This is a genomic window from Pseudomonas sp. MIACH (assembly GCF_001269925.1).
GTDB lineage: Bacteria > Pseudomonadota > Gammaproteobacteria > Pseudomonadales > Pseudomonadaceae > Aquipseudomonas.
Genome location: NZ_LHVO01000017.1, coordinates 47,543 through 66,481, shown reverse-complemented (window position 1 = coordinate 66,481; position 18,939 = coordinate 47,543). Strand labels below are relative to the sequence as shown.

Annotated in this window: 18 protein-coding genes; 12 read left to right on the top strand and 6 right to left on the bottom strand. The window is 58.8% G+C overall.

The features are described from left to right. The first annotated feature begins 121 nt into the window (after positions 1–121). From AD670_RS06185 to AD670_RS06135, 11 genes are all read left to right on the top strand, one after another. The gene (locus AD670_RS06185; protein WP_053129326.1) at positions 122–526 is read left to right on the top strand and encodes a VOC family protein; all 405 of its coding nucleotides are present in this window, start codon (positions 122–124) and stop codon (positions 524–526) included. Further along, positions 523–1,650: an acyl-CoA dehydrogenase family protein gene (locus tag AD670_RS06180; RefSeq protein ID WP_053129324.1), complete on the top strand. Its 1,128-nt coding sequence runs from the start codon at positions 523–525 to the stop codon at positions 1,648–1,650. Before AD670_RS06185 ends, AD670_RS06180 begins: the two co-directional genes overlap by 4 nt. After that, on the top strand, positions 1,647–2,159 hold the full coding sequence (locus tag AD670_RS06175) for a hypothetical protein (RefSeq protein WP_053129323.1): 513 nt from the start codon (positions 1,647–1,649) through the stop codon (positions 2,157–2,159). The genes AD670_RS06180 and AD670_RS06175 overlap by 4 nt, the downstream gene beginning before the upstream one ends. Next, on the top strand, positions 2,135–2,956 hold the full coding sequence (locus AD670_RS06170) for an alpha/beta fold hydrolase (protein WP_053129320.1): 822 nt from the start codon (positions 2,135–2,137) through the stop codon (positions 2,954–2,956). Before AD670_RS06175 ends, AD670_RS06170 begins: the two co-directional genes overlap by 25 nt. Further along, positions 2,940–3,926 carry a 3-oxoacyl-[acyl-carrier-protein] synthase III C-terminal domain-containing protein gene (locus AD670_RS06165; RefSeq protein ID WP_053129317.1) on the top strand — a complete coding sequence of 329 codons (987 nt, stop codon included), beginning with the start codon at positions 2,940–2,942 and terminating at the stop codon, positions 3,924–3,926. Before AD670_RS06170 ends, AD670_RS06165 begins: the two co-directional genes overlap by 17 nt. Positions 3,927–3,966: 40 nt before the next feature. Next, positions 3,967–5,085, top strand: a complete 1,119-nt coding sequence (locus tag AD670_RS06160; RefSeq protein ID WP_053129314.1) for an acyl-CoA dehydrogenase family protein — start codon at positions 3,967–3,969, stop codon at positions 5,083–5,085. Next, positions 5,082–5,936 carry a hypothetical protein gene (locus AD670_RS06155; RefSeq protein WP_053129312.1) on the top strand — a complete coding sequence of 285 codons (855 nt, stop codon included), beginning with the start codon at positions 5,082–5,084 and terminating at the stop codon, positions 5,934–5,936. Before AD670_RS06160 ends, AD670_RS06155 begins: the two co-directional genes overlap by 4 nt. Next, the gene (locus tag AD670_RS06150) at positions 5,933–6,880 is read left to right on the top strand and encodes a 3-oxoacyl-ACP synthase (RefSeq protein WP_053129310.1); all 948 of its coding nucleotides are present in this window, start codon (positions 5,933–5,935) and stop codon (positions 6,878–6,880) included. The genes AD670_RS06155 and AD670_RS06150 overlap by 4 nt, the downstream gene beginning before the upstream one ends. Continuing rightward, positions 6,870–8,183, top strand: a complete 1,314-nt coding sequence (locus AD670_RS06145; RefSeq protein WP_053129308.1) for a cytochrome P450 — start codon at positions 6,870–6,872, stop codon at positions 8,181–8,183. The genes AD670_RS06150 and AD670_RS06145 overlap by 11 nt, the downstream gene beginning before the upstream one ends. Beyond that, complete coding sequence (locus AD670_RS06140) at positions 8,167–9,237, top strand: MupA/Atu3671 family FMN-dependent luciferase-like monooxygenase (protein WP_053129306.1); 1,071 nt, start codon at positions 8,167–8,169, stop codon at positions 9,235–9,237. The genes AD670_RS06145 and AD670_RS06140 overlap by 17 nt, the downstream gene beginning before the upstream one ends. Before the next feature lie 183 nt (positions 9,238–9,420). Next, a complete protein-coding gene (locus AD670_RS06135; RefSeq protein WP_053129302.1) occupies positions 9,421–10,086 on the top strand; it encodes a GIN domain-containing protein in 666 nt (221 codons plus the stop codon). A 27-nt stretch (positions 10,087–10,113) separates the two neighbouring features. On the opposite strand, the gene AD670_RS06130 is transcribed toward AD670_RS06135, so the two are convergent. Genes AD670_RS06130 through AD670_RS06105 form a run of 6 tightly spaced genes read right to left on the bottom strand, consistent with a single transcriptional unit; the run spans position 10,114 to position 17,964 of the window. After that, positions 10,114–10,683, bottom strand: coding sequence for a 4'-phosphopantetheinyl transferase superfamily protein (locus AD670_RS06130; RefSeq protein WP_256243872.1), 570 nt, complete (start codon positions 10,681–10,683; stop codon positions 10,114–10,116). Positions 10,684–10,741: 58 nt separating this feature from the next. Further along, positions 10,742–12,067, bottom strand: a complete 1,326-nt coding sequence (locus AD670_RS06125; RefSeq protein WP_053129295.1) for a PAS domain-containing sensor histidine kinase — start codon at positions 12,065–12,067, stop codon at positions 10,742–10,744. Next, on the bottom strand, positions 12,060–13,472 hold the full coding sequence (locus tag AD670_RS06120) for a sigma-54 dependent transcriptional regulator (protein ID WP_053129293.1): 1,413 nt from the start codon (positions 13,470–13,472) through the stop codon (positions 12,060–12,062). Before AD670_RS06120 ends, AD670_RS06125 begins: the two co-directional genes overlap by 8 nt. Positions 13,473–13,519: 47 nt before the next feature. Continuing rightward, positions 13,520–15,949, bottom strand: a complete 2,430-nt coding sequence (locus tag AD670_RS06115) for an ABC transporter permease (RefSeq protein ID WP_053129290.1) — start codon at positions 15,947–15,949, stop codon at positions 13,520–13,522. A gap of 1 nt (position 15,950) precedes the next feature. Further along, positions 15,951–16,670 carry an ABC transporter ATP-binding protein gene (locus tag AD670_RS06110; protein WP_218187623.1) on the bottom strand — a complete coding sequence of 240 codons (720 nt, stop codon included), beginning with the start codon at positions 16,668–16,670 and terminating at the stop codon, positions 15,951–15,953. Positions 16,671–16,713: 43 nt separating this feature from the next. Further along, complete coding sequence (locus AD670_RS06105; protein WP_053129287.1) at positions 16,714–17,964, bottom strand: efflux RND transporter periplasmic adaptor subunit; 1,251 nt, start codon at positions 17,962–17,964, stop codon at positions 16,714–16,716. Positions 17,965–18,392: 428 nt separating this feature from the next. Here AD670_RS06105 and AD670_RS06100 point away from each other — a divergent pair, with 428 nt between their 5' ends. Beyond that, positions 18,393–18,938 carry a helix-turn-helix transcriptional regulator gene (locus AD670_RS06100; RefSeq protein WP_053129284.1) on the top strand — a complete coding sequence of 182 codons (546 nt, stop codon included), beginning with the start codon at positions 18,393–18,395 and terminating at the stop codon, positions 18,936–18,938. Position 18,939 lies beyond the last annotated feature (1 nt).

The following is an 18,939-nucleotide window of genomic DNA, read 5'->3' as shown; positions in this document are numbered from 1 at the left end:
CCATCTGCAAGCACATATAAAAAACCCGCCGTCGCGGCTGCGAAAATGCCCGCCATTCTGTGCAGCAGCGCCGGACGGATGGCGGGCATAACAGGTTCTTTCAACGATAAAGGCCAGCGCGATGCGTTTTAATCATATCGGTTATGTGGTGTACGACAGCGATGCAACCACTGTTGCGGTTAAACCGTTTTTCCCGGTGATCGTTCGCTACAAGGAATACGTTGCCGCGCAAAAAGTCTTCATCACCCTGCTGGCCACCACCGACGGGAACAGCCAGATCGAGCTGGTCGAACCGCTGGAAAACAATCTGCCCCTGCGTGAGTTATTGGTTAAATCGGGCAAATCGTCGCTGCCTTACCATATCTGCTTCGAAGTGAACGACTTCGACGAGCAATTCAAAATCATGAAGATGGCAGGCTGGATCGTATTGACGCGCCCCTTCAGCGCCTTTGACAGCAATCACCGCGCCAGCCACCTCTATCACCCCGATGCAGGGGTTATCGAAATCATGTCGGGCCCGCTATGAGTCAACTGTACGATGACCTCTTCGCCGGGCAGTCCTGCCCGCTGGGCGCGGACGCCCAGCAGTTTGCCGACCAACTGCGCAACTTCGACGACATACGCCAGGTCATGAGCCGATGGCCGCTCGCCCAGACGTTCAACCACCTCGGGTTGCCGGCGCGATACCAGCCATCGTCAGGTACGCAGGTGCCCAACCTGGCGGCGCGCTACGAACTGTATGAAAAGATGGGGTTCGTCTCGCCGGTACTGATGTTCTGTGCGCCTGGACCGAGCATGGCCGCCTACGTGGTTGCCGGGTTGGGCAACGAACAGCAACAGGACGCCTTTTTTGGCCAGTTTCAACAGGCACTCTGCTGGTCATGCTTTGCGATGACCGAACCCACCCAGGGCAGTGATGCAAGTGCCATGCAGACCACGGCGACAGCGGTGGACGGTGGGTTCCTGATCCGCGGGCAGAAGATGTTCATCGGCAATGCGACGATCGCCGACACTGGGGTGTTGTTCGCGCGTGCCGCGCCCGGCCCCCTGGGGATCAACGCCTTTGTGTTTACCCCGCAGCACCCCGCCATCACCCTGCGCCCACTGGCACTGAGCGGGCTGGATGGCGTAACCCTGGCGCAGATGCAGTTCCATGACCTGTTTATCCCGAGTGCGAATGTGCTCGGGCAGCACCTCAAGCCGACCCAACGTTTCGCACAATCGGCGATCAGCACCTTCGATGCGCTGCGCCCCTGTGTGGGCGCGCTGGCGCTGGGCGTGGCGCGGCGTGCGATGCATGAGTGGCAAGCGTGCGTCACGCCCACCCCGGCGCAATCGCAACAGCTGTCACGCCTGAAACGGCGCTGGCACGCCGCGTACCGTGAGGCACTGGCGGTCTGTGAAGCCTTTGACGCGCGACAGGCACCGAGAAAAAGCCCCGGCATGGTGAAAACCACCTGCGTGGTGCTTGCCGAAGACATTGTCAACCAACTGATCCACGCATTCCCGGCAGACCGATGGCCACTTCCGAAGGCGTTATGGCAGTCATTTTGCGATGTGAAAGCCTTTGAATACACCGAGGGCACGCGACAGATCCACCGGTTGAGCCAGAGTTTTTCCCCTCACCCCATTCGCCAGGAGTGCCAATGACCATCGCTCCCTTGCTGCAGGGTCAACTGGATATTGTCAGTACCTGCGAGGCCATTACGCCCGACAGCCGACACTTTATTGTCAACTGGCGCCAGCCGCCCCAGGCGCTCTGGTATGAGCACTGGCCCCACCCCGACTGTGGCGAGCGCTTGCACGCCAGGGCCGTGGTGGAACTGTGCCGCAGCGTGGCCAGCGAGCCTTACCCGACACAGTTGGTCTACGACAGCCTTCACCCGGCCGCGCGCGGGGCCACGCCCCTGTTGCAAAGCCTGCTATCGCAATGCCCAGGGTTCATCGAAACCTGGGGCGTCAGCAGCAGACACTTCGATCCGCACTACGCGGCTGCGCTGGCGGGCACGCTGCTTCAACCCGGGCAACGCCTGCTCTATCTGCATGACCCGCTGCAGCGTCTGAATAACACCCCCGCGCCTCAACAGACGACGCTGCACTATCTGCTTTTTTCCGCACAACCCTCGGGGGCGCCATGGATTCCCAGCTCGCGTCACTGATTGAACGCCTGGCAAACCCTACGGTGTTGCCGATGCGGCCGACCGAGTCGCGACAGCTGGCGGCCATGCCCACCGAAGTGATCGACTGCGGCCCCTACCGCAGCAGGGTGCTTATCCGGGAAAACCATGACCCACGGGCCAAAAACGCACTGTTGCTGCACGGCTGGGGGGGCCATCCGCTGATGCTGGCCGAGGCACAAACGTTGCTGCAAGCCCAGGGCTATCGGGTCTACGCGCCCTTCCTGCTGGGTCATGACCCACGCACTCCGGCCAGCTGTGACCTGCCCGGCCAAAGCGCACTGCTGCTGGCGATGCAGGCACGATACGGCCCGTTCGACAGCGTGGTGGCCCATTCGGCCGGCGGGCTGATCACCGCAATGGCGCACTGGCTGGGGTTCAGCTTCAACCGCGTGGCCTTGCTGGCAGCCCCGGCCTCAGTGCCCAGCCTGCTGCTGCATTCCCTGCGACAGCACCGGGCGCCGGGGCATTACCTGGCGCCGTTGAGCGGCTATTTCCAAAGCCGCTATGGCCTGCCCGCCGACGTGCGCGCGGCACAGCCCTACACGTTCAGCGGCCCGCGCGTGCTGATCATGCACGGCAAGCAGGACCGCAGGATCAGCCACACCGATGCCGGGCACATCCACGCGCAGTCAGCGGATAGCCAACTGCATATGATTGAAGATACAGGCCACCTGGGCATTCTCTCGCATCAGCGTACCCGACAGGCGCTGACCAGGTTTCTCTGTGCGAAAAACGCCGACCATGAAAAAGGGAACCTCCATGTTGGGGCATATTGAATCCATTACCGTCTACGTTCCCGAACAGCGTAAGTCACTGGCCGAGTGCGCCAGCGCCCTTGGACTGTCAGCGCTGGATGTCAGGATGTTCGCACGCTTCTATGGGCTAGAGAGCTTCCCGCGCCAGCCCGGCTCAGTGGATGACCTGATGCGCGCGCTCCTGGAGCAATTCGTCGCCGCTCATGCTGACCTTATCCCGCGTATCCGGCATGTGGTGCATGCCCATACCGTGCCGGCCCTGCGCCCTTTTGACCAGTCGGGCAGGGCCTTGCTCGATACGTGCGGGTTCAGCGCCGACACCGAGTATTGCAGCCTGACGATGGGCCACTGCGCGACCTCGTTACCGGCGGTGGAATATGCCTGCAGCCGTCTCGCCGAAGGGGAATATGCCCTGCTGCTGATTGGCGAGAAAGCCTTTCATCCCAGGGTTGAACTGATCGACGACACCACGATCATGGGCGAGGCCACCTGTGCCGTGCTGCTCAGTCGGTCGGGCGACCGCGCCAGGGTGACTGCCCGCTATAGCGCGCAGGCCGGTGAGTTCAACCGACACGAGGGCAATGAACCCAGCAATGACCCAGGATTCGCCGAGGCCTATTTTGCGTTTATCAGCGCGGGCATGCGCAGCGCCGCACAGCATTTCGATTGCGCCCTCGATGCAATGGACTGGATCGCTCCGCACAACGTCAACCTGTCTTCCTGGCAGAAAGTGGCCGACGAACTCGCGATCCCGCGCAGCCGGATTTTTCTCCAGAATATTCCCCGCTACGGCCATTGCTTCGGTGCGGATCCTTACCTGAACCTGGCCGCGCTCATCCGTGGCCGGCAGCTGTCTCCCGGCGACCGCGTGATGCTGGTCAGCGTCGGCATGGGGGCGACGTTTTCCTCGCTGTTGGTTGAGGTGCCCGCCGGCAACGAAATCCCGGTCTTTTGCAACCTCAAGCAATACCCGGATGTGAGGCCGAATTAAGTTAACGCTTAGTTCTTCCTCAACTCGAACGTAGCCACCTATGAGCGATATCACCCGCTGCTATCCACAACTTCACGCGCTGTCAGAGCGACTGCTTGCCGCAGGCCAGCTCGCGGAAAGTGACCTCCAGCAAGCGATTGCCTATCTGGATCACCCGGAGCTCAGGAGCGTTGCCTGCATCGGCATACCTTCGCGCTTCAATCCCTGGGAAACCGCGGCATTTTCCAATGTCAGCTACGCCCGGCACCTGCAGATCATCGAGTACCTGAGCCGCACCGATGCCAGTGCCATGATGCTGTTGCCGGGAGCGTCTCTCAGTACCCGCGCGATCCTGACCCTGGGTGATGAACAGCAACAGGCGCGGTTTTTTGCCTGCTTTGCCGAACGCCCGGCGTGGACCTTTTTTGCTGTTACGGAGCCCCAGATCGGCTCGGATGCCGGCGCCATCGGCACTGAGCTGACCCACGGTGAACAGGGCTGGCGCCTCAATGGCACCAAGATGCTGATCGGCGGCGCCCTGCTGGCGAGCGCTGGGCTGGTGTTTGCGCGTTATCAGCAGAGCCAGCGACTGGTGATGGTGTTTCCCGATGACACCCTGCCCACCCTGCTGCGTGAGCCGCTGGGTACCGTCGGTTTGGCCGGTGCCGGATTAACGCGCCTGACCTTCAAGGATTACGCGGTAAAACAGGAAAATATCCTCGGGCACGAGCGCCGCGAACTGCTGCAGGGGCTCAACTCCCTGAGCCTGGTGTTCGAACGTCATCGCCCCATGGTGGCGGCCATGGCCCTGGGCACCACGTTCGGCCTGCTCAGCGCGTTGGACAGCCGCCCCCGGCCGGCCACGGTGCGACGCTGGGTCGCCGGGCAATGGCGCAACTATCATGCCGTCTATCAGCAGATGCTCACCCTGGCCGAGGGCTACAGCAACGGCCAGCACCAGCATGCCCTCACCAGCCAGCTCAAGCTCAATGCCAGCCGCCTGGTTGAGCAAACGGCGTGCCGCCTGCCCCATTGGCTGAACCCTGACGACTGGCTGGAAGACCGGTTGCTGCGCAAGCGCTATCGCGACAGCTTTTCGTTCGAATACATGGAGGGCACCAGCAATATCCACCGGCTCAATAGCTTCCGCCCGCCCGTCGCCCAGGGGGTAAGCCTGTGACGCTCTGCCTCGATCCTGCCGATATCGTGTTCCAGTCGTTTCATCACACCGAAACGCCGCAGCCGGAATGGGAAACCGAGATCCCGCATTGGCGCTCCTATGTACAGCACTTCTTCGCGGCCAACGGCCAGGCGCTCAGCCCGCAGGACGAGCGGGTGCCCGCCTGGATCAACAGCCCGGAGCGCGCGGCCTTCTGCGATATGATCGCCGTGCTGCTGCCGCGTTTGGCCGAGGTCATCGAGCCTGCACGGGTCAAAACCGTGCTGATGGCGCACTGGACGCCGGACCTGCACATGGGCACGTCAGTGGTGAATGCCGCCATCCATCAAATGGGGCTTTCCGCTTGCCTGGCGATGGCGATCAGCGACCGCGGACCGGACGCTGCCCTGTTTGCCCTGGACGGTCTCAATGACTGCCTGGCCGGCAAAGACGAGGACGGTCTGCTACTGATTGCCGAGCAGAAGACCCTGATGTATGCCTCGCCTCTGATGGAGGCCCTGCAACCGCAAAATAATGCCTGTGTGTGCCTGGTGAACAAACAGCAACGCGGGTTGCGCTACCGGGGATTCAAGCGTGCGTCCCTTGCACAATGGTCCGCTGGATGGCTGTCGCAGGCGATCGAGCAACTGGGCCTGGCCAAGGGCCGCGTGACCCTGATCGGTCCTACCCGGCTGCTGGAGGTCGCGCCCGCCGATGCTCACGCGTTTGCGATCAACCCGCACCTGGTGTGCGCGGCGCCTTTCGTTGCCTTGCGCACGCTTTGGGAACCGCAGCGTGACTACCTGCTGATCAGCGAAAACGACAATGGCATCAGCGTCTGCGGGCTCGCCGCCGCAGAAGGCCCACGATGAATATCGCTGCGCTGGCCACGTATATTCCACCCGCCAGGGTGTCGATCGATCAGGTCATTGCTCATCGCGGCGGCAACCCTGCGGAAGCCCGGACCTTTGGCCAATTGTTCGGCCTGCGACAGGCCTCTACCCTGGCCAATGAAGAAAGCGCCGAAGGGTGTTTCCAGGCCCTGCTGCAACAACTGGCAGCGAGCCTGGATGACGGGGAGCAGATCGACGCGGTCATTTTGATCCAGGGCCTGCCGGCCGGCTCCTGGCGCCAAAGCGTCAACCTCGCCGCCCTGCGGCAGCAGTCGAACGTTATCGCCGCCGATGCGCCATTGCTGTACCTCAACCAACAGAACTGCGCCACCGTGTTCTGGGGGTTGCGCCTGGCCGAACGCTTGCTGGCGGGCGGCAAGCATCGCTGTATCGCGCTGCTGGTGGGCGACACCTTGGCCGACTTCGACCTGGCCGAACGCTATGTACCCGGCTGCACAATGATCGGCGACGCGTTCGCAGCCGCCCTGCTCAAGCCCGGTGGCGGCCAGCGGCAGGTTTCGGGCATCCAGTGTTTTTATCATCCCGGGTTCTGGCAGGGCCTGGATGGCAGCCGCGAAGACATCAAGCGTTTTTATCAGTCCCACAACGACCTGGTCGCACACGCGTTGGCCACCTACCCGCAAGACCTGCGCAAGCGTGCCTGGCTGCTGCCGCACAACATCAACCGCCTCAGCTGGCAAACCTGGCTGCGCCACCCTGACAACCATCACCAGGCTGTCGCCACGGACCTGATCAGCGATTGCGGGCACTGCTTCAGCGCGGACCCGCTGTTGCTGCTTGAGCGCTATGCGCCCCAGGACACCGGCCGCCCTGCCCTGCTGCTGTCGGTCGGCCTGGGTGGCTGGGTCGGTTGCGCCGCTGTGACCTCAGACGCCTCACCGGAGCCCGTTCATGCCCAGTAACCCGAATGAAATCCCGACTTTCAGGCCGTCCGCAGCTCAGTATGCACAACTGGGCTTCCTGAAAATTGCTGAAAGTGCCTGTCGCCAGCATGGAGATAAGGTGTGGATCGCCGACGACGATGATCAAGCACTGTTGCTCGCGGGCGCTCGACATATCCGGTTTTTCCTCGATAACGAAAGCAGCTTTCCCAAGGAGCTGGCAAACAGCACGTCAGCCAGGCGGATACTGCTGGGCCAATCGCTGATCACTGCAAGGGAGGGTGAAGAGTGGAGCCTGGCGCGAAAGTTGACCTTGGCGACGGTCAATCCCAAATTGGCGTTGCTGAAAAAGGGCACCCACGATGCCGCCCAATGGCTGGTGGACCGGTTCCATGAACCGCAGACAGACTCCATGCAGGAAATCTGCCTGCAGTGGGCCTTGAGGTGCGTTGCGCAGGGCTTCGTCGGCACCACGGCCAGCACCGCGCAGCTTGACATCCTGATGGTCCACTTTCGCCGGATCTACCTTGAACTGATCGTCGCCGAGTCGAGCGTGGATCATGCCCAGTTGTGCCAACACCCCGCCCTGGCCACGTTCCGTGAGGCACTGGAGTCCATGGTCGGGCCATTGATAGCTGCCCAGGCTGACGCCACCCAGAACGTCGCCATGTTGCAACGCTTCTGCCAGTCCCTGGATGTCAATGCCCAGCCCCAGGAACGGGAGCGGGCGGTCAGCCTGTTGCTGGGTAACCTGGCGGCCAGCGTGGACAACACCGGGATCGCATTGCTGTGGTGCCTGGCCCACGTGTCACGGCACCCCCACTACCAGGACCGGATCCGTGAAGAACATCAGCGCGGCAAGCGCGACATGGCCAGTGCCATCGTCAAGGAAACACTGCGCATTACGCCCGTCACAGCTTTTGTCGAACGCTGCACCCAAGGCCCACTCGTGATCGACGGTGCGGTGATTGCGCCGGGCACCAAAGTGCTGTTTTCACCCTGGCTGGTGCATCGCAACGCCTCTTACTGGCCCGAGCCCCTGAGCTTTCGGCCAGAGCGTTTTCTTGAGGGCCGGAAGATCGCGCGGGAGCACTTCATCCCTTTCAGCGTGGGCAAGCGCAACTGTGTAGGCATGGCGCTGGCACTCGACCAACTCACCTCGGCGATTGAAACGCTGTGCTGCCATGTACGCCTTTCGCTCGCGCCCTCGACTGCCCCTGCGGCCCTGACGCCGACGTATGCGCTCAATGTGATGCCCAGGGGCGCTATCTGTTTCACCATCGAATCCGTAGACAAGGCCACCGCGCATGAATGCATCGCCTAGCCCGGCGGGAGCTGCAATCCCGAAGCTCAGCGTGTTTTGCTTTTCCGATGTCGCCCGGGACAGTTTTGCAGAGAAGTATGAGCAATTGCTGAGCACCGCCAGGCTGGCGGATGCGCTGAACTTTCATGCTATCTGGACGCCTGAACGGCACTTCCACACCTTCGGTGGGATGTTTCCCAATCCGTCTGTCATCAGCGCCGCGTTGTCGGTCTGTACACAACGTATCGCAATCCGCGCCGGCAGCGTGGTGCTGCCCTTGCATGATCCGCTGCGCGTCGCTGAAGAGTGGGCGCTGGTGGATAACCTCTCGCGCGGCCGGGTCGGCGTAGCGTTTTCCGCGGGTTGGCAACGTAATGATTTCGTCCTCAATGCGCAGAACTACCGTGAGCGCCATGCGGTGCTGTTCTCGTCTCTGGAGCAAGTCCAGGCGCTGTGGCGCGGTGAGTCCGTGACGCGCCATGAACTGTCCCTGCCGGCGCGGCCGGAACCGGTCGCGTTGCAAACCTGGCCGCCACCCTTTCAGCGCACCATCGGGGCGTGGGTCACCACGGGAAGCAATCCCCTGTTGTTCAGCGAGGCAGGAAAACGTGGCTTGAATGTGCTGACGCACCTGGTTGCACAAAGCCGTGAACAGTTGCAGGAAAACTGCGCCAGCTATCGCCTGGCGCGCCAGGAAGCCGGCTTGGACCCGGCAGGCGGCACGGTCACGTTGATGATGCATACCCAGGCCGGAGAAGACCGGGCATCGCTGTTGCCACGCCTGCGCCCGGCCCTGACGGGCTATCTGCGTGCGTTTATGCAGCTGTCGGAAAACCTCAATGCCCCTTCTATGCTTGATCAGGAAAAGACCGATAAAAAGCAGGCCTACGAGCTCAAGTGGGGCGTGGAGAAGTACCTCAACCATTACGGTTTGTTTGGCTCTGCCGCCGAGTGCCTGGAGCAGCTCACGCAGCTCAAGCGCGAAGGCATCGACGAAGTGGCTGGACTGGTGGACTTTGGCATGCCCCAGGACAGTGTTGAAACAACACTGCGCACATTGGCGACATTACTGTGAAAGAGGGAGGTCCCACTACCTCTTCGACGTAGCGTTGTCGCGCAACAAACTGGGACCCGTGTGGTGAGCGGCTCGCCACAGGAATGCAGTCGCCTGAAATTGTTTATGCACCACCCAAGACTCCAGGGTGAAATTTTAACCCTTTGAAATCATTAAGTTATTTTAAGTTTGATAAGAGGTCATATGAACAATCTGAGAACGCTGAAACTGATGCTGGCATTGCTGGCGGGCACGGCCGGCAATGCAGCACTGGCCGCCGAAAAAACTTTGCCTCTGGACGCCTTCGACAGCGTTGAAGTCCGCCAGGGCATCAACCTGTCGATCAAGTGCGCTGCCGCGCCTTCAATGGTGGTTTCAGGCTCAACCGCCGCCCTGGAAAAGCTCAAGGTCAGCAGCAAAGACAAGGCGTTGTTACTGGTCAATGAGGCGGGTGAGAATGATCGTTTTGTCTCCCACACGCTGGATATCACCCTGTACACCAGCAAGCCGTTGACCGGGTTGGTAGGCAAGGCCGGGGTAAACATCGTGGCGCCTGCGTGCGCCGTCGACTCGAGCAAACTGACGGTCGCCGGCAGCATGGGCGCCGACATCCAGATCGAAGGCAAGACCGCAGAACTGGTGCTTGATCTGGCAATGGGCGGTACCTTCAACAAGAAACCGCTGCCCTTCACCGCCGATGTGGCGACTGTGCGCATGAGCATGGGCGCGCAATCCTCCCTGTGCCACATTCCACGGATCAACGGCAGCCTGTCTGCCGGCGCACGCCTGTCTGTCAGCCCATCCGCTCAAGTCGATACCGGCGCCACGGGCTCTTTTGCCAGCGAAATTTCCACCTCTGACTGCACGTAAGCGAGGGGTGTAAACAGCCTCGCTCGTTCAATGGCCGGCAAGTTGCCATTGAACGGGCGAGTGCTGCGGCGCACCGATCGCCGTGTACGCGAGGCAAAACCGCTCTTGACCTCGGACCTCGCAATAATGAATCTGCCCCACGTCGACGGCAGGCTCCACCACGACCGGCGCCAACCCGCTCGCGCCCGCCGGGGGAATGATACAAAAGCTTGCCAGCGACTGGCTCAGCCCTGTCCCACGGGCCTTCAGCCACGTTTCCTTGAGGCTCCAGAGCCGGGTAAAGCGCACCAGGTAGTCGTCTTCGTCAAGCGCCAGCCAACGTTGCTCATCCGGGTGGAAGAAACGCTGGGCGACGGCTCTTTTTACTGCGACTTTGCCGCTGACCTGCTCCAGGTCAACCCCGACTTCCAGTTCCCGACACAGCGCGATCGCGGCCGAATGACCGCTGTGGCTCAAGTTAAAACGCAACCACGGGTGGTCAGGCAACCAAGGCTTACCGGCCGGGGTCCTGGCAATACGCAAGTGATCGACCGGGATCGCCAGGCAGGCCGCCAGCACTTGGTGCAACCAGCGTTGCGCCTGCTGGCGAACCGTCATGTCCGGCCCCGCCTGGTCAAAATGCCGAAGCAGGCACACCCCCCGGCCGGCGTGCAGTTCAGGCAGGGGATTGCAGGGGTAAATTGATGATGACTTTGCACCCGGTCTGGTCATGGCGATTTTCCAAGGACAAATAACCGCCGTGACTTTCAGCAATTTGCCGACACAGGATCAGGCCAATGCCGGTGCCGTTGGGCTTGGTGGTATAGAAGGGAACGAAAAGATTCTTTGGATTGGTCAGTCCTAGGCCGCGGTCCAGGATGATGATCAGCAGGCGGCCTTTCTCCTCGGCCCACTCGATATCGATACTGTCGGTGCTGCTGCCCATGGACTCATCGGCGTTTTTGATCAGGTTGATCAACAGCTGATGGATCTGCACCCGGTCGAGGCTGGCCATCAACGGACGCGGTCCGCTCAGGGTAATCACCCGGTGGGAAAACAGCAGCGGCAACTCGGCAACCAGGACCGCCAGATCCACCTGTTCCCTCAAGGGCGGCGGCAGTTTGCTCAGTTGCCGATAGCTACTGATAAACGCGATCAGTTCGCGCGCGCGCCGGTTGATCAGGTCGATGCCCTCGGTAAAGCCGGGTGGCAAGTTGTCGGAATGATGCCGGTAGTGTTGCTGCAGCATTTGACTGATCGACGCGATGGGGCTGAGGGAATTGTTGATTTCATGGCTGATGACGCGCAACAAGTCTTGCCAGGCTTTTTGCTCTTCCTGGCGCAGCATGTCGTCAACGTCACTGACAAACAGCAGCACGTTCTGCAGGCCGTCGACCATGTAGGTGTCACTGCTGACTTTGTAGCGACCCGGCCGTCCTTCGTGATCGGAAACGACCGGATGCTCAGTGTTGGCGTTGTGCAAAAGGCTATCCAACTGCCAGGTGCTGGCAGTACTGCCGATCAGCTTTTCCAGGGATGTGCCCAACATCCGCGACGCGGCGCTGTTGCACCAGATCAACCGATGGCCGGCGTCCAGGGCAAAGATGGCAACGGTGATATTGGAAATGACTTTTTGCAGCAGGAAATCCATCTCTCGTTGCTGCTGGCGGTGGCGCGACAACTGGCTGGAAATATCATTGATCTGCTCGATGACCCCCTCGAAGGCCCCTGCCCGGTTAGTCACCCCGCGCAGGCTGAAGTCTTCCTGTTCGACCGCTTCGAGCAAATTGGAGATGACGTTTATCTTGTAGAGCAACTGCTGGAAAAAGTGATACGAGAAATACACCAGCGTCACGCACAAAATAAACAGGGTGAAGCACTTGAGGTAAATGGACTGGTGCGGGAAAAGCCACAGCAGCAGGTAAGCAATAATTCCACCTACCGGCGCCAGGCTGCACAGCAGCAGATGGCGTACTTCAAACGAGTCGTAAAATTTACTCATGGCAAATTTTTAATTTCTCAAGCCGGCGGTAAAAAGCGCTGCGGCTGAGCCCCAGCGATTCGGCCGCCTTGACCGCATTGCCATCGTATTGACGCAGGCGCTGTAACAGCAGGGTTTCCTCGGCTTCGGCCAGGGTGCAGGCGTCTGTCAAGTCTGCCGGCAGGATACTGGCCGCGCCCTGGGTATTCGGGGAGGCGCCCGAAAACGGCAGGCAGAGGTCTTCCAGGTCGATCACATTGGCGCGGCACAGCAACACGGCGCGCTCCAACAGGTGGCTCAACTCGCGGATGTTTCCGGGCCATGAGTAATCAAGCAACCCCTGGCGGGCCTGGGGCAATAAGATCGGCCGGGGTTTGTTGTACTTGCGCGCAAAACGCTTGAGGAAGCGTTCGGTCAGCGGCTCGATATCTTCCAGACGCTCGCGCAGGGGCGGCAGTTGGATCTGGATCAGGTTCATCCGGTACAGCAGGTCCTGGCGGAACCGCCCTTCTGCCACGGCTTTTTCCAGGTCCGAGTTGGTCGCGGCGATGATCCGGCATTGAGTGGTCTGGGTTCGCGAGGAACCGACACGCTCAAACTGCCGTTCCTCCAACACTCGCAGCAACTTGACCTGCTGGGTCAATGGCAGATTGCCGATTTCATCCAGGAACAGGGTGCCCTTGTCCGCCAGTTCAAATCGGCCGATACGGTTCTCGCGCGCATCGGTAAAGGCACCTTTGACATGGCCGAACATCTCGCTTTCAAACAGCTGCTCGTTGATGCAGCCCATGTTCACTTCGACAATGCTGTGCTCGGCACGCGCGGAAATCTGGTGGATGTAGCGCGCGAGCAGGCTTTTACCGGTGCCATTTTCGCCCAGGATCAACACGCTGGTATCGGTCACTGCAACCTGTTCCACCAGGCTGACCAGGCGTTTCATCGCCGGCGAGCGAACCACCCACTCACCGTCCATATCGTCTTCGAGCGCCAATTTGAGCAGCTTGTTTTCTTCGCGCAGGCACTCGCCGGAACGACGCGCCTGGCTCAGGGTTATCTGCTGCTGAACGATGCTCAGCAAACGCTCGTTGTCCCAAGGCTTCTGAATAAAATCGGCCGCCCCCGCGCGCATGGCGTTGACGATAATGTCGACGCTGCCCCATCCCGTCATCGCCACCGCCGGCAGGTAATCGTCGAACTTCTTCATTTCGGCGAGCAACTGCAGGCCTTCCATGCCCGAGGTGGTGTCCTTCTGGAAGTTCATGTCCATCAGTACAAGATCGAAAGGCTTGGCCGATAAATGGGCAAGCAGGCGATCGGCCTGGGTTTCCACCGTCACGTCATATCCCTGCATACGCAAGAGGATATCGAGGCTGGTCAGGATTCCGGCGTCATCATCTATAACCAGGATGTGTTTTTTATCGTTCATTCCAAGCTTCCAACTTGCACCGCCGTGCCTGTGAGCACGGCGATCGTTTATTCATAACGAATCGCGTCAGCGGGCGACATATTGGTGGCCCGTCGGGACGGCAGCCAGACCGCCAGCGCCACGACCAGCGAAATCATCAGTGCCACCATGCAGAACAGAAGCGCAAAGGGCGTGTTTCCATTACCCAGGACGTGCGTCAGTTTAGGTGCCACGAAGAAGGCCAGCGGCAAGCCGATGATAAGACCGGTCAATAATTGCTTGCCGCCCTGGAGCATCAGCATACGTAACAAATTATTCTCCGTGGCCCCCATGGCCATGCGTACGCCAATTTCCTGCGTGCGCTGGTTGATCAGGTTGCACATCACCGCGTAAATGCCTGTTGCCGCCAGTATCATCGCCACGAAGCCAAACAACATGAAAAGATTGGCAATAAAATGCAAGCCGGCGGTATTACGTGCCAGGCGTTGACTCAAGGTCTGGATCTGATTGACGGACAGATTGCTGTCCAGTTGGTGGACCGCACTGATCAATGCTGGCCCAAGCGTTTCCGGGTGTTGAGCGCGCAGTACCAGCATCAACGAGGACGCCGATTGCTGCTCCAGGGAGCGGTAGACCGTAGTGCGATGCCGGAAGGCGCTGAACGGACGCCCATGAATCACGTTGGGCACTACGCCCACGACGTTATACCAGCGTTGATCATCACCCTCGCGGAACCGCAGGCGCTTGCCGATGACATCGCGTTCGCCAGGCCAGGACTGCTCGGCAAAAGACTGGCTGACCACCACCACCGGCTGTGAATCCTGGGTGTCATTGTGGGCCAGTTCCCTGCCCGCAATGGGCGTGATCCCCATTGCCGATAAGCTGCCGGGCATGACCTGCACATCATTGACCATCGGGTACGACCAGCGCTCGTTAGTGTTGTTGTTCGACGAGTCGACATCTACCTGACGCGGAACAGTGAACTGTCCTACAGCACTGGTCGTCAGTGCCGCACTTTCAACGCCCGGAATCGCCGCTGCTGCGTCCCGCAAGCGCTGATAAAACAGGATACGGCTTGCATCATCCGGGTAGCTGTTGACGTTGAGGTGGATCTGCCCGGTCAGGTAGTTGCGGGTGTCTACACCGTAGTCAGCCCGGGTCGCCTGATAGACCAGCAGCGCAAACAGCGCACTGATGCACAAGATGGAGCAGGACAAGCCCACTTCAAAAATCACCAGAATCCGCGAGACCCGGCCAGCGCCACGGCTCTGCGCGCCACGGGTGCCATCGCGCAACACATCGTTGAAATTGCCACGGACAATTTTCCATGCAGGCAGTGCGCTGGTGAGCACCGCCGTGAGGATCACCAGGACAAGTGCGTTGACCACCAACAGGTGATCGAGTGACAGCTGCCACCAGAACGGAATTTTGTTGGGAACGAAACCCGGCAGTATCTGATTGGTGATCTCCAGGCCCCATGCCGCCAGCAACACCGCCACCACGCCGGACAAGAAACAGATAAACAGGCTTTCCCACATCATTTGCAGCACCAGGCGGCCAGCAGGCGAGCCCAACGCCACTCGGATCGCTATTTCCTTGGAACGCTCAGTCGTTCGTGCCAGCAAGAGGTTGCCGACATTGCAGCACGCCAGCAGCAGCACAAAACTGACGGCGATCAGCATGACGATGAAGATCGGTGTGGTCTCCTCCCCCATGAAGTTTTCCTGGAACGTCAGCACCTGCGCTGAAAGCCCCTTATTGCTTTCCGGATGCTCCTGCGCCAGTGACTGCATCACGCGATTGAGGTCGCGATTGGCGTCCCCAAGGGTCACGCCCTCCTTCAAGCGCGCATAGACAGACACTTCCGGCGCGCCTTTACGCACCAGGTATTGCGAAGGCTCAAGCTGTGACGGCAGCCAGAGGTCATGGAAAAAGGGAAAGGCAAAATTCTGCGGCATGATGCCGACGATGCGCGTGTGAACGCCGTTGATGGTGATATCGCGGCCAATGAGTTGCGCATCGGAAGCAAAATAGTTCTGCCACATCGTGTAGCTGATGACCGCCACGGGCGCGGCTCCGGACTGCACGTCTTCGTTATTCAGCACCCGGCCCATGAACGGCTGGACCCCGGCGTAGGAGAACATCTCAGGCGTATTTCTGATGGCCATATAGGAAACGGCCTTGCTGCCATCGCTGATATCCGCACGCTCCGCGTAGAAATACCCCACATCGTCGAGCTGGGTGGTGCGCGCCTTGATGTCGCTGTAATCCAGGTAGTTCAGCCCGGAATCACTCAGGCTGACGCTGTTCACGGTCGGATTGACCAACACCATGCTCTTGCCGTCGGGATAGGGCAGCGCGGTGAACATGATGGTGTTGATCACCGAAAACATATAGAGGGTCAGTGCCAGCCCGCAGGACATGATCAGCACGGTGACAAAAGTGAAGCCGGGGCTTTTGAGCAGTAACCGCAGGGCATAACGAATGTCAAAAAGCATCTTATGCTTCCTTCACCAGGGTCAGTTGCCGCGCCAGTTCTCCATCGCCGACCACCTTGCCGTCAGACAGGACAATACTGCGCTGGGCCCGCTCCGCCGAACGAGGATCGTGGGTCACGATGCAGATCGTGGCACCCTCCTGATGCAGTTTGTCGAGGATGTCCAGTACCGCTTCTGCGTTATGCGAATCCAGGTTACCGGTGGGTTCGTCCGCCAGCAGGATGGTGGGATTGCCCACAATGGCCCGGGCCACTGCGACACGCTGCTGCTGCCCGCCAGAGAGTTGTGAAGGATAGTGACGGCTGCGGTGGGACATGTTGACCTTGGCCAGCGCCTCGGACACGCGTGCCTGGCGCTCTGTCTTGGAAATATCACTGCGGTAGGTCAGTGGCAGTGCGACATTTTCTTCGATCGTCAGGTCACTGATGAGATTGAACGACTGGAAGATAAACCCGATGTCGCGGTTGCGTACCTGTGCACGCTGTTTCTTGGAAATGTTTTCGACGTTGTGACCCGCCAGTTGATAGGTGCCGCTGGAAGCCGTGTCCAGCAACCCCAGGACAGAGAGCAGGGTCGACTTCCCACACCCCGAAGGCCCGGATATCGCCACGTACTCGCCCTTTGCAATGGTGAGCGTGATCTTGCTGAGCGCATGGGTTTCGATTTCGTCAGTAAGGAAAACTTTATTGACATCCGTCAGTTCAACCAAAGGTTCCATCATCGTTGTCTCCTGGGCATTGTTCCGTTGGCAGGCGCGCGCTGCATCATTTGGCGATTGCAATCTGATCGGCCCCCTGCCACGCAGTGCTATCACTGAGAATTATTTTGTCGCCAGCCTTGAGCCCACTGGTGATCTGGATGTAGTCCGCAGAACCTTGCCCGAACACGACTTTCATTTTGGTCGCTGAACGGCTCTTTTCATCCAACAGGTAGAGCATAGAGGGCAAGTTACTCTGCGCGAACGGTGGGCGCTCGACATAAAGCGAATTATTGATTTTGGTCACGGCGATCAACCCATCGACACTCAGGTCGGGCCGCGCCTCCTGTGGCAACGGCTCATTGAACGTTACATCCACCTTGACCGTACCGTTGGTTACCGCTGGATCCACCCTGGAAAGCACACCGGCGAAACGGCTGCGGCCCGTGTTGATGGTGACGGCCTGCCCGACCGCGAGATCGCGCGATTGCAACTCAGGCACCTTGAGTTCGGCATACAATTCTTTCTCTTTGGCCAGGCGGGCAATATCACTGCCGACTGTTACCCGCTGACCAGCCTGGACTTTTACATCCTGCAAGATGCCATCTATCGGTGATTTAACCTTGAGTGAATCCACCTCCTGCTGGCTCAATGCAACTTGCGACTCCATTTTATTCAGGCGCATGAAGTTGGCCTTTTTATCCGCCTCGACACTGAGCTTAAGTGTCTTTAATCGCCGCTCTTCAAAACCGACCTGCTGAGTGTACTGTTGCGTCAGGATGCGCGTGGTTTCATATTCGAGCCGGGGCACGGCCGCTATATATTTTTTCTGGGCGGCCAGGCGCAAGGTAGAGCTGAGCAGCCGACTCTTCGCCTCCAACATCAACGCCTCTTGATTCAGTACTTTATTTTGCAGTTCAGCATTTTTTGCCTCGGTTTCCGCGCGGCGCGCATTCAGTTCCAATTGGTTCTCCTGAAGTCGCTGTTCAAGCGTCGGGTTGCTCATGACAACCAGCAACTCTCCCTTGCTGACTTTCGTCCCGGCTTTATAAACCACCTGCTCCACCCTGGCGTCGACGTTTGCCGCCACCCAGTTGATATCCAAGGGTAACAGCACACCATTGCCACGTACTTCGACGGCGAAGTCACCATACTTGACTTCGGCAATCGTCACGCTGCTACGCGCCACCTGATAAGGGGAGAACTGGTAGTTGTAGATCACCAGCAACAGCACCAGCAAAAAGACCCCGCCGGCGATGGCCTTACTGTGCTTCTTCAATATGCGTTTATTTCCCGGCTGCGGGATCGAGATATCCATGGCTCTACCAATATTAAACACTTGAATACGCCAAAGCACTTTCCATGCCAGAACAACAAAATCACATAAGTCACTGATATAAAACAAATAAAATCCAATCCATGAAATGCTCTACCCGCTTTCAGCTGCGGGCCGTCTCATTTTCGGAACGCCAGTCACACCGATACCTTTTATTAGCTGATTTCAATAGCGAAACCCCACGTACGCGCCTGTCCCAATAGTGGGACGCAAAATAAGCACAACAATAAAACCTTTGCGAAAATGGGATTGCCTATTCCCGAAATCGAAAAAGGCAAAAAAAATACTTAGCAAACAGCTACTTGAAAGCGCCGAAAATCTGGCATAGCAATTGCCTATTCATGAAGGAGTCAACACGTGATCCCAATAATAAAAACCTTCGCCATTGAGCGCTGCAGAACGGAGTCTGTATGTGGGAAATTAAAATCTCGAATGCTGAAAAAAACGGCTTCACTCAAAAAATAATGGACGACTTGTATAAACGTCATTTTGAGATCTACGGCAAACACGCACACACTGAAAAAGCGCTGTGCATGGTCAACGCGATCAACTACATCCTGGAAAATATTTCCGAGGAGATCACGTTGGAAGACCTGGAAAAAATCTGTGGCAAAACCCGATTCGATATTTGTCGAATGTTCAATCTGTTTTACAACGTAACGGCCATAAAGTGGATGTGGAAAGTCCGACTTGCCCTGGCGAAGGAGTTTATTCACCTGGCCCCGGACTGGTCATTGACCGACATTAGCTATGCTTGTGGTTTTTCCTCATTGCCGCACTTTTCCCGGAGCTTCAGTAAGACCTATAACGAAACGCCGTTGAAGTTCAAACAGTACGTCATGAAGTCGGTCAGGCAGGAAGCCAAGAAAGAATCGTCCGAATATGACTTTATCTTTGGCATGCAACGGATTGGTTTCTCGCGCAATATGCTGATCAATAATATCAATTCGATATAAC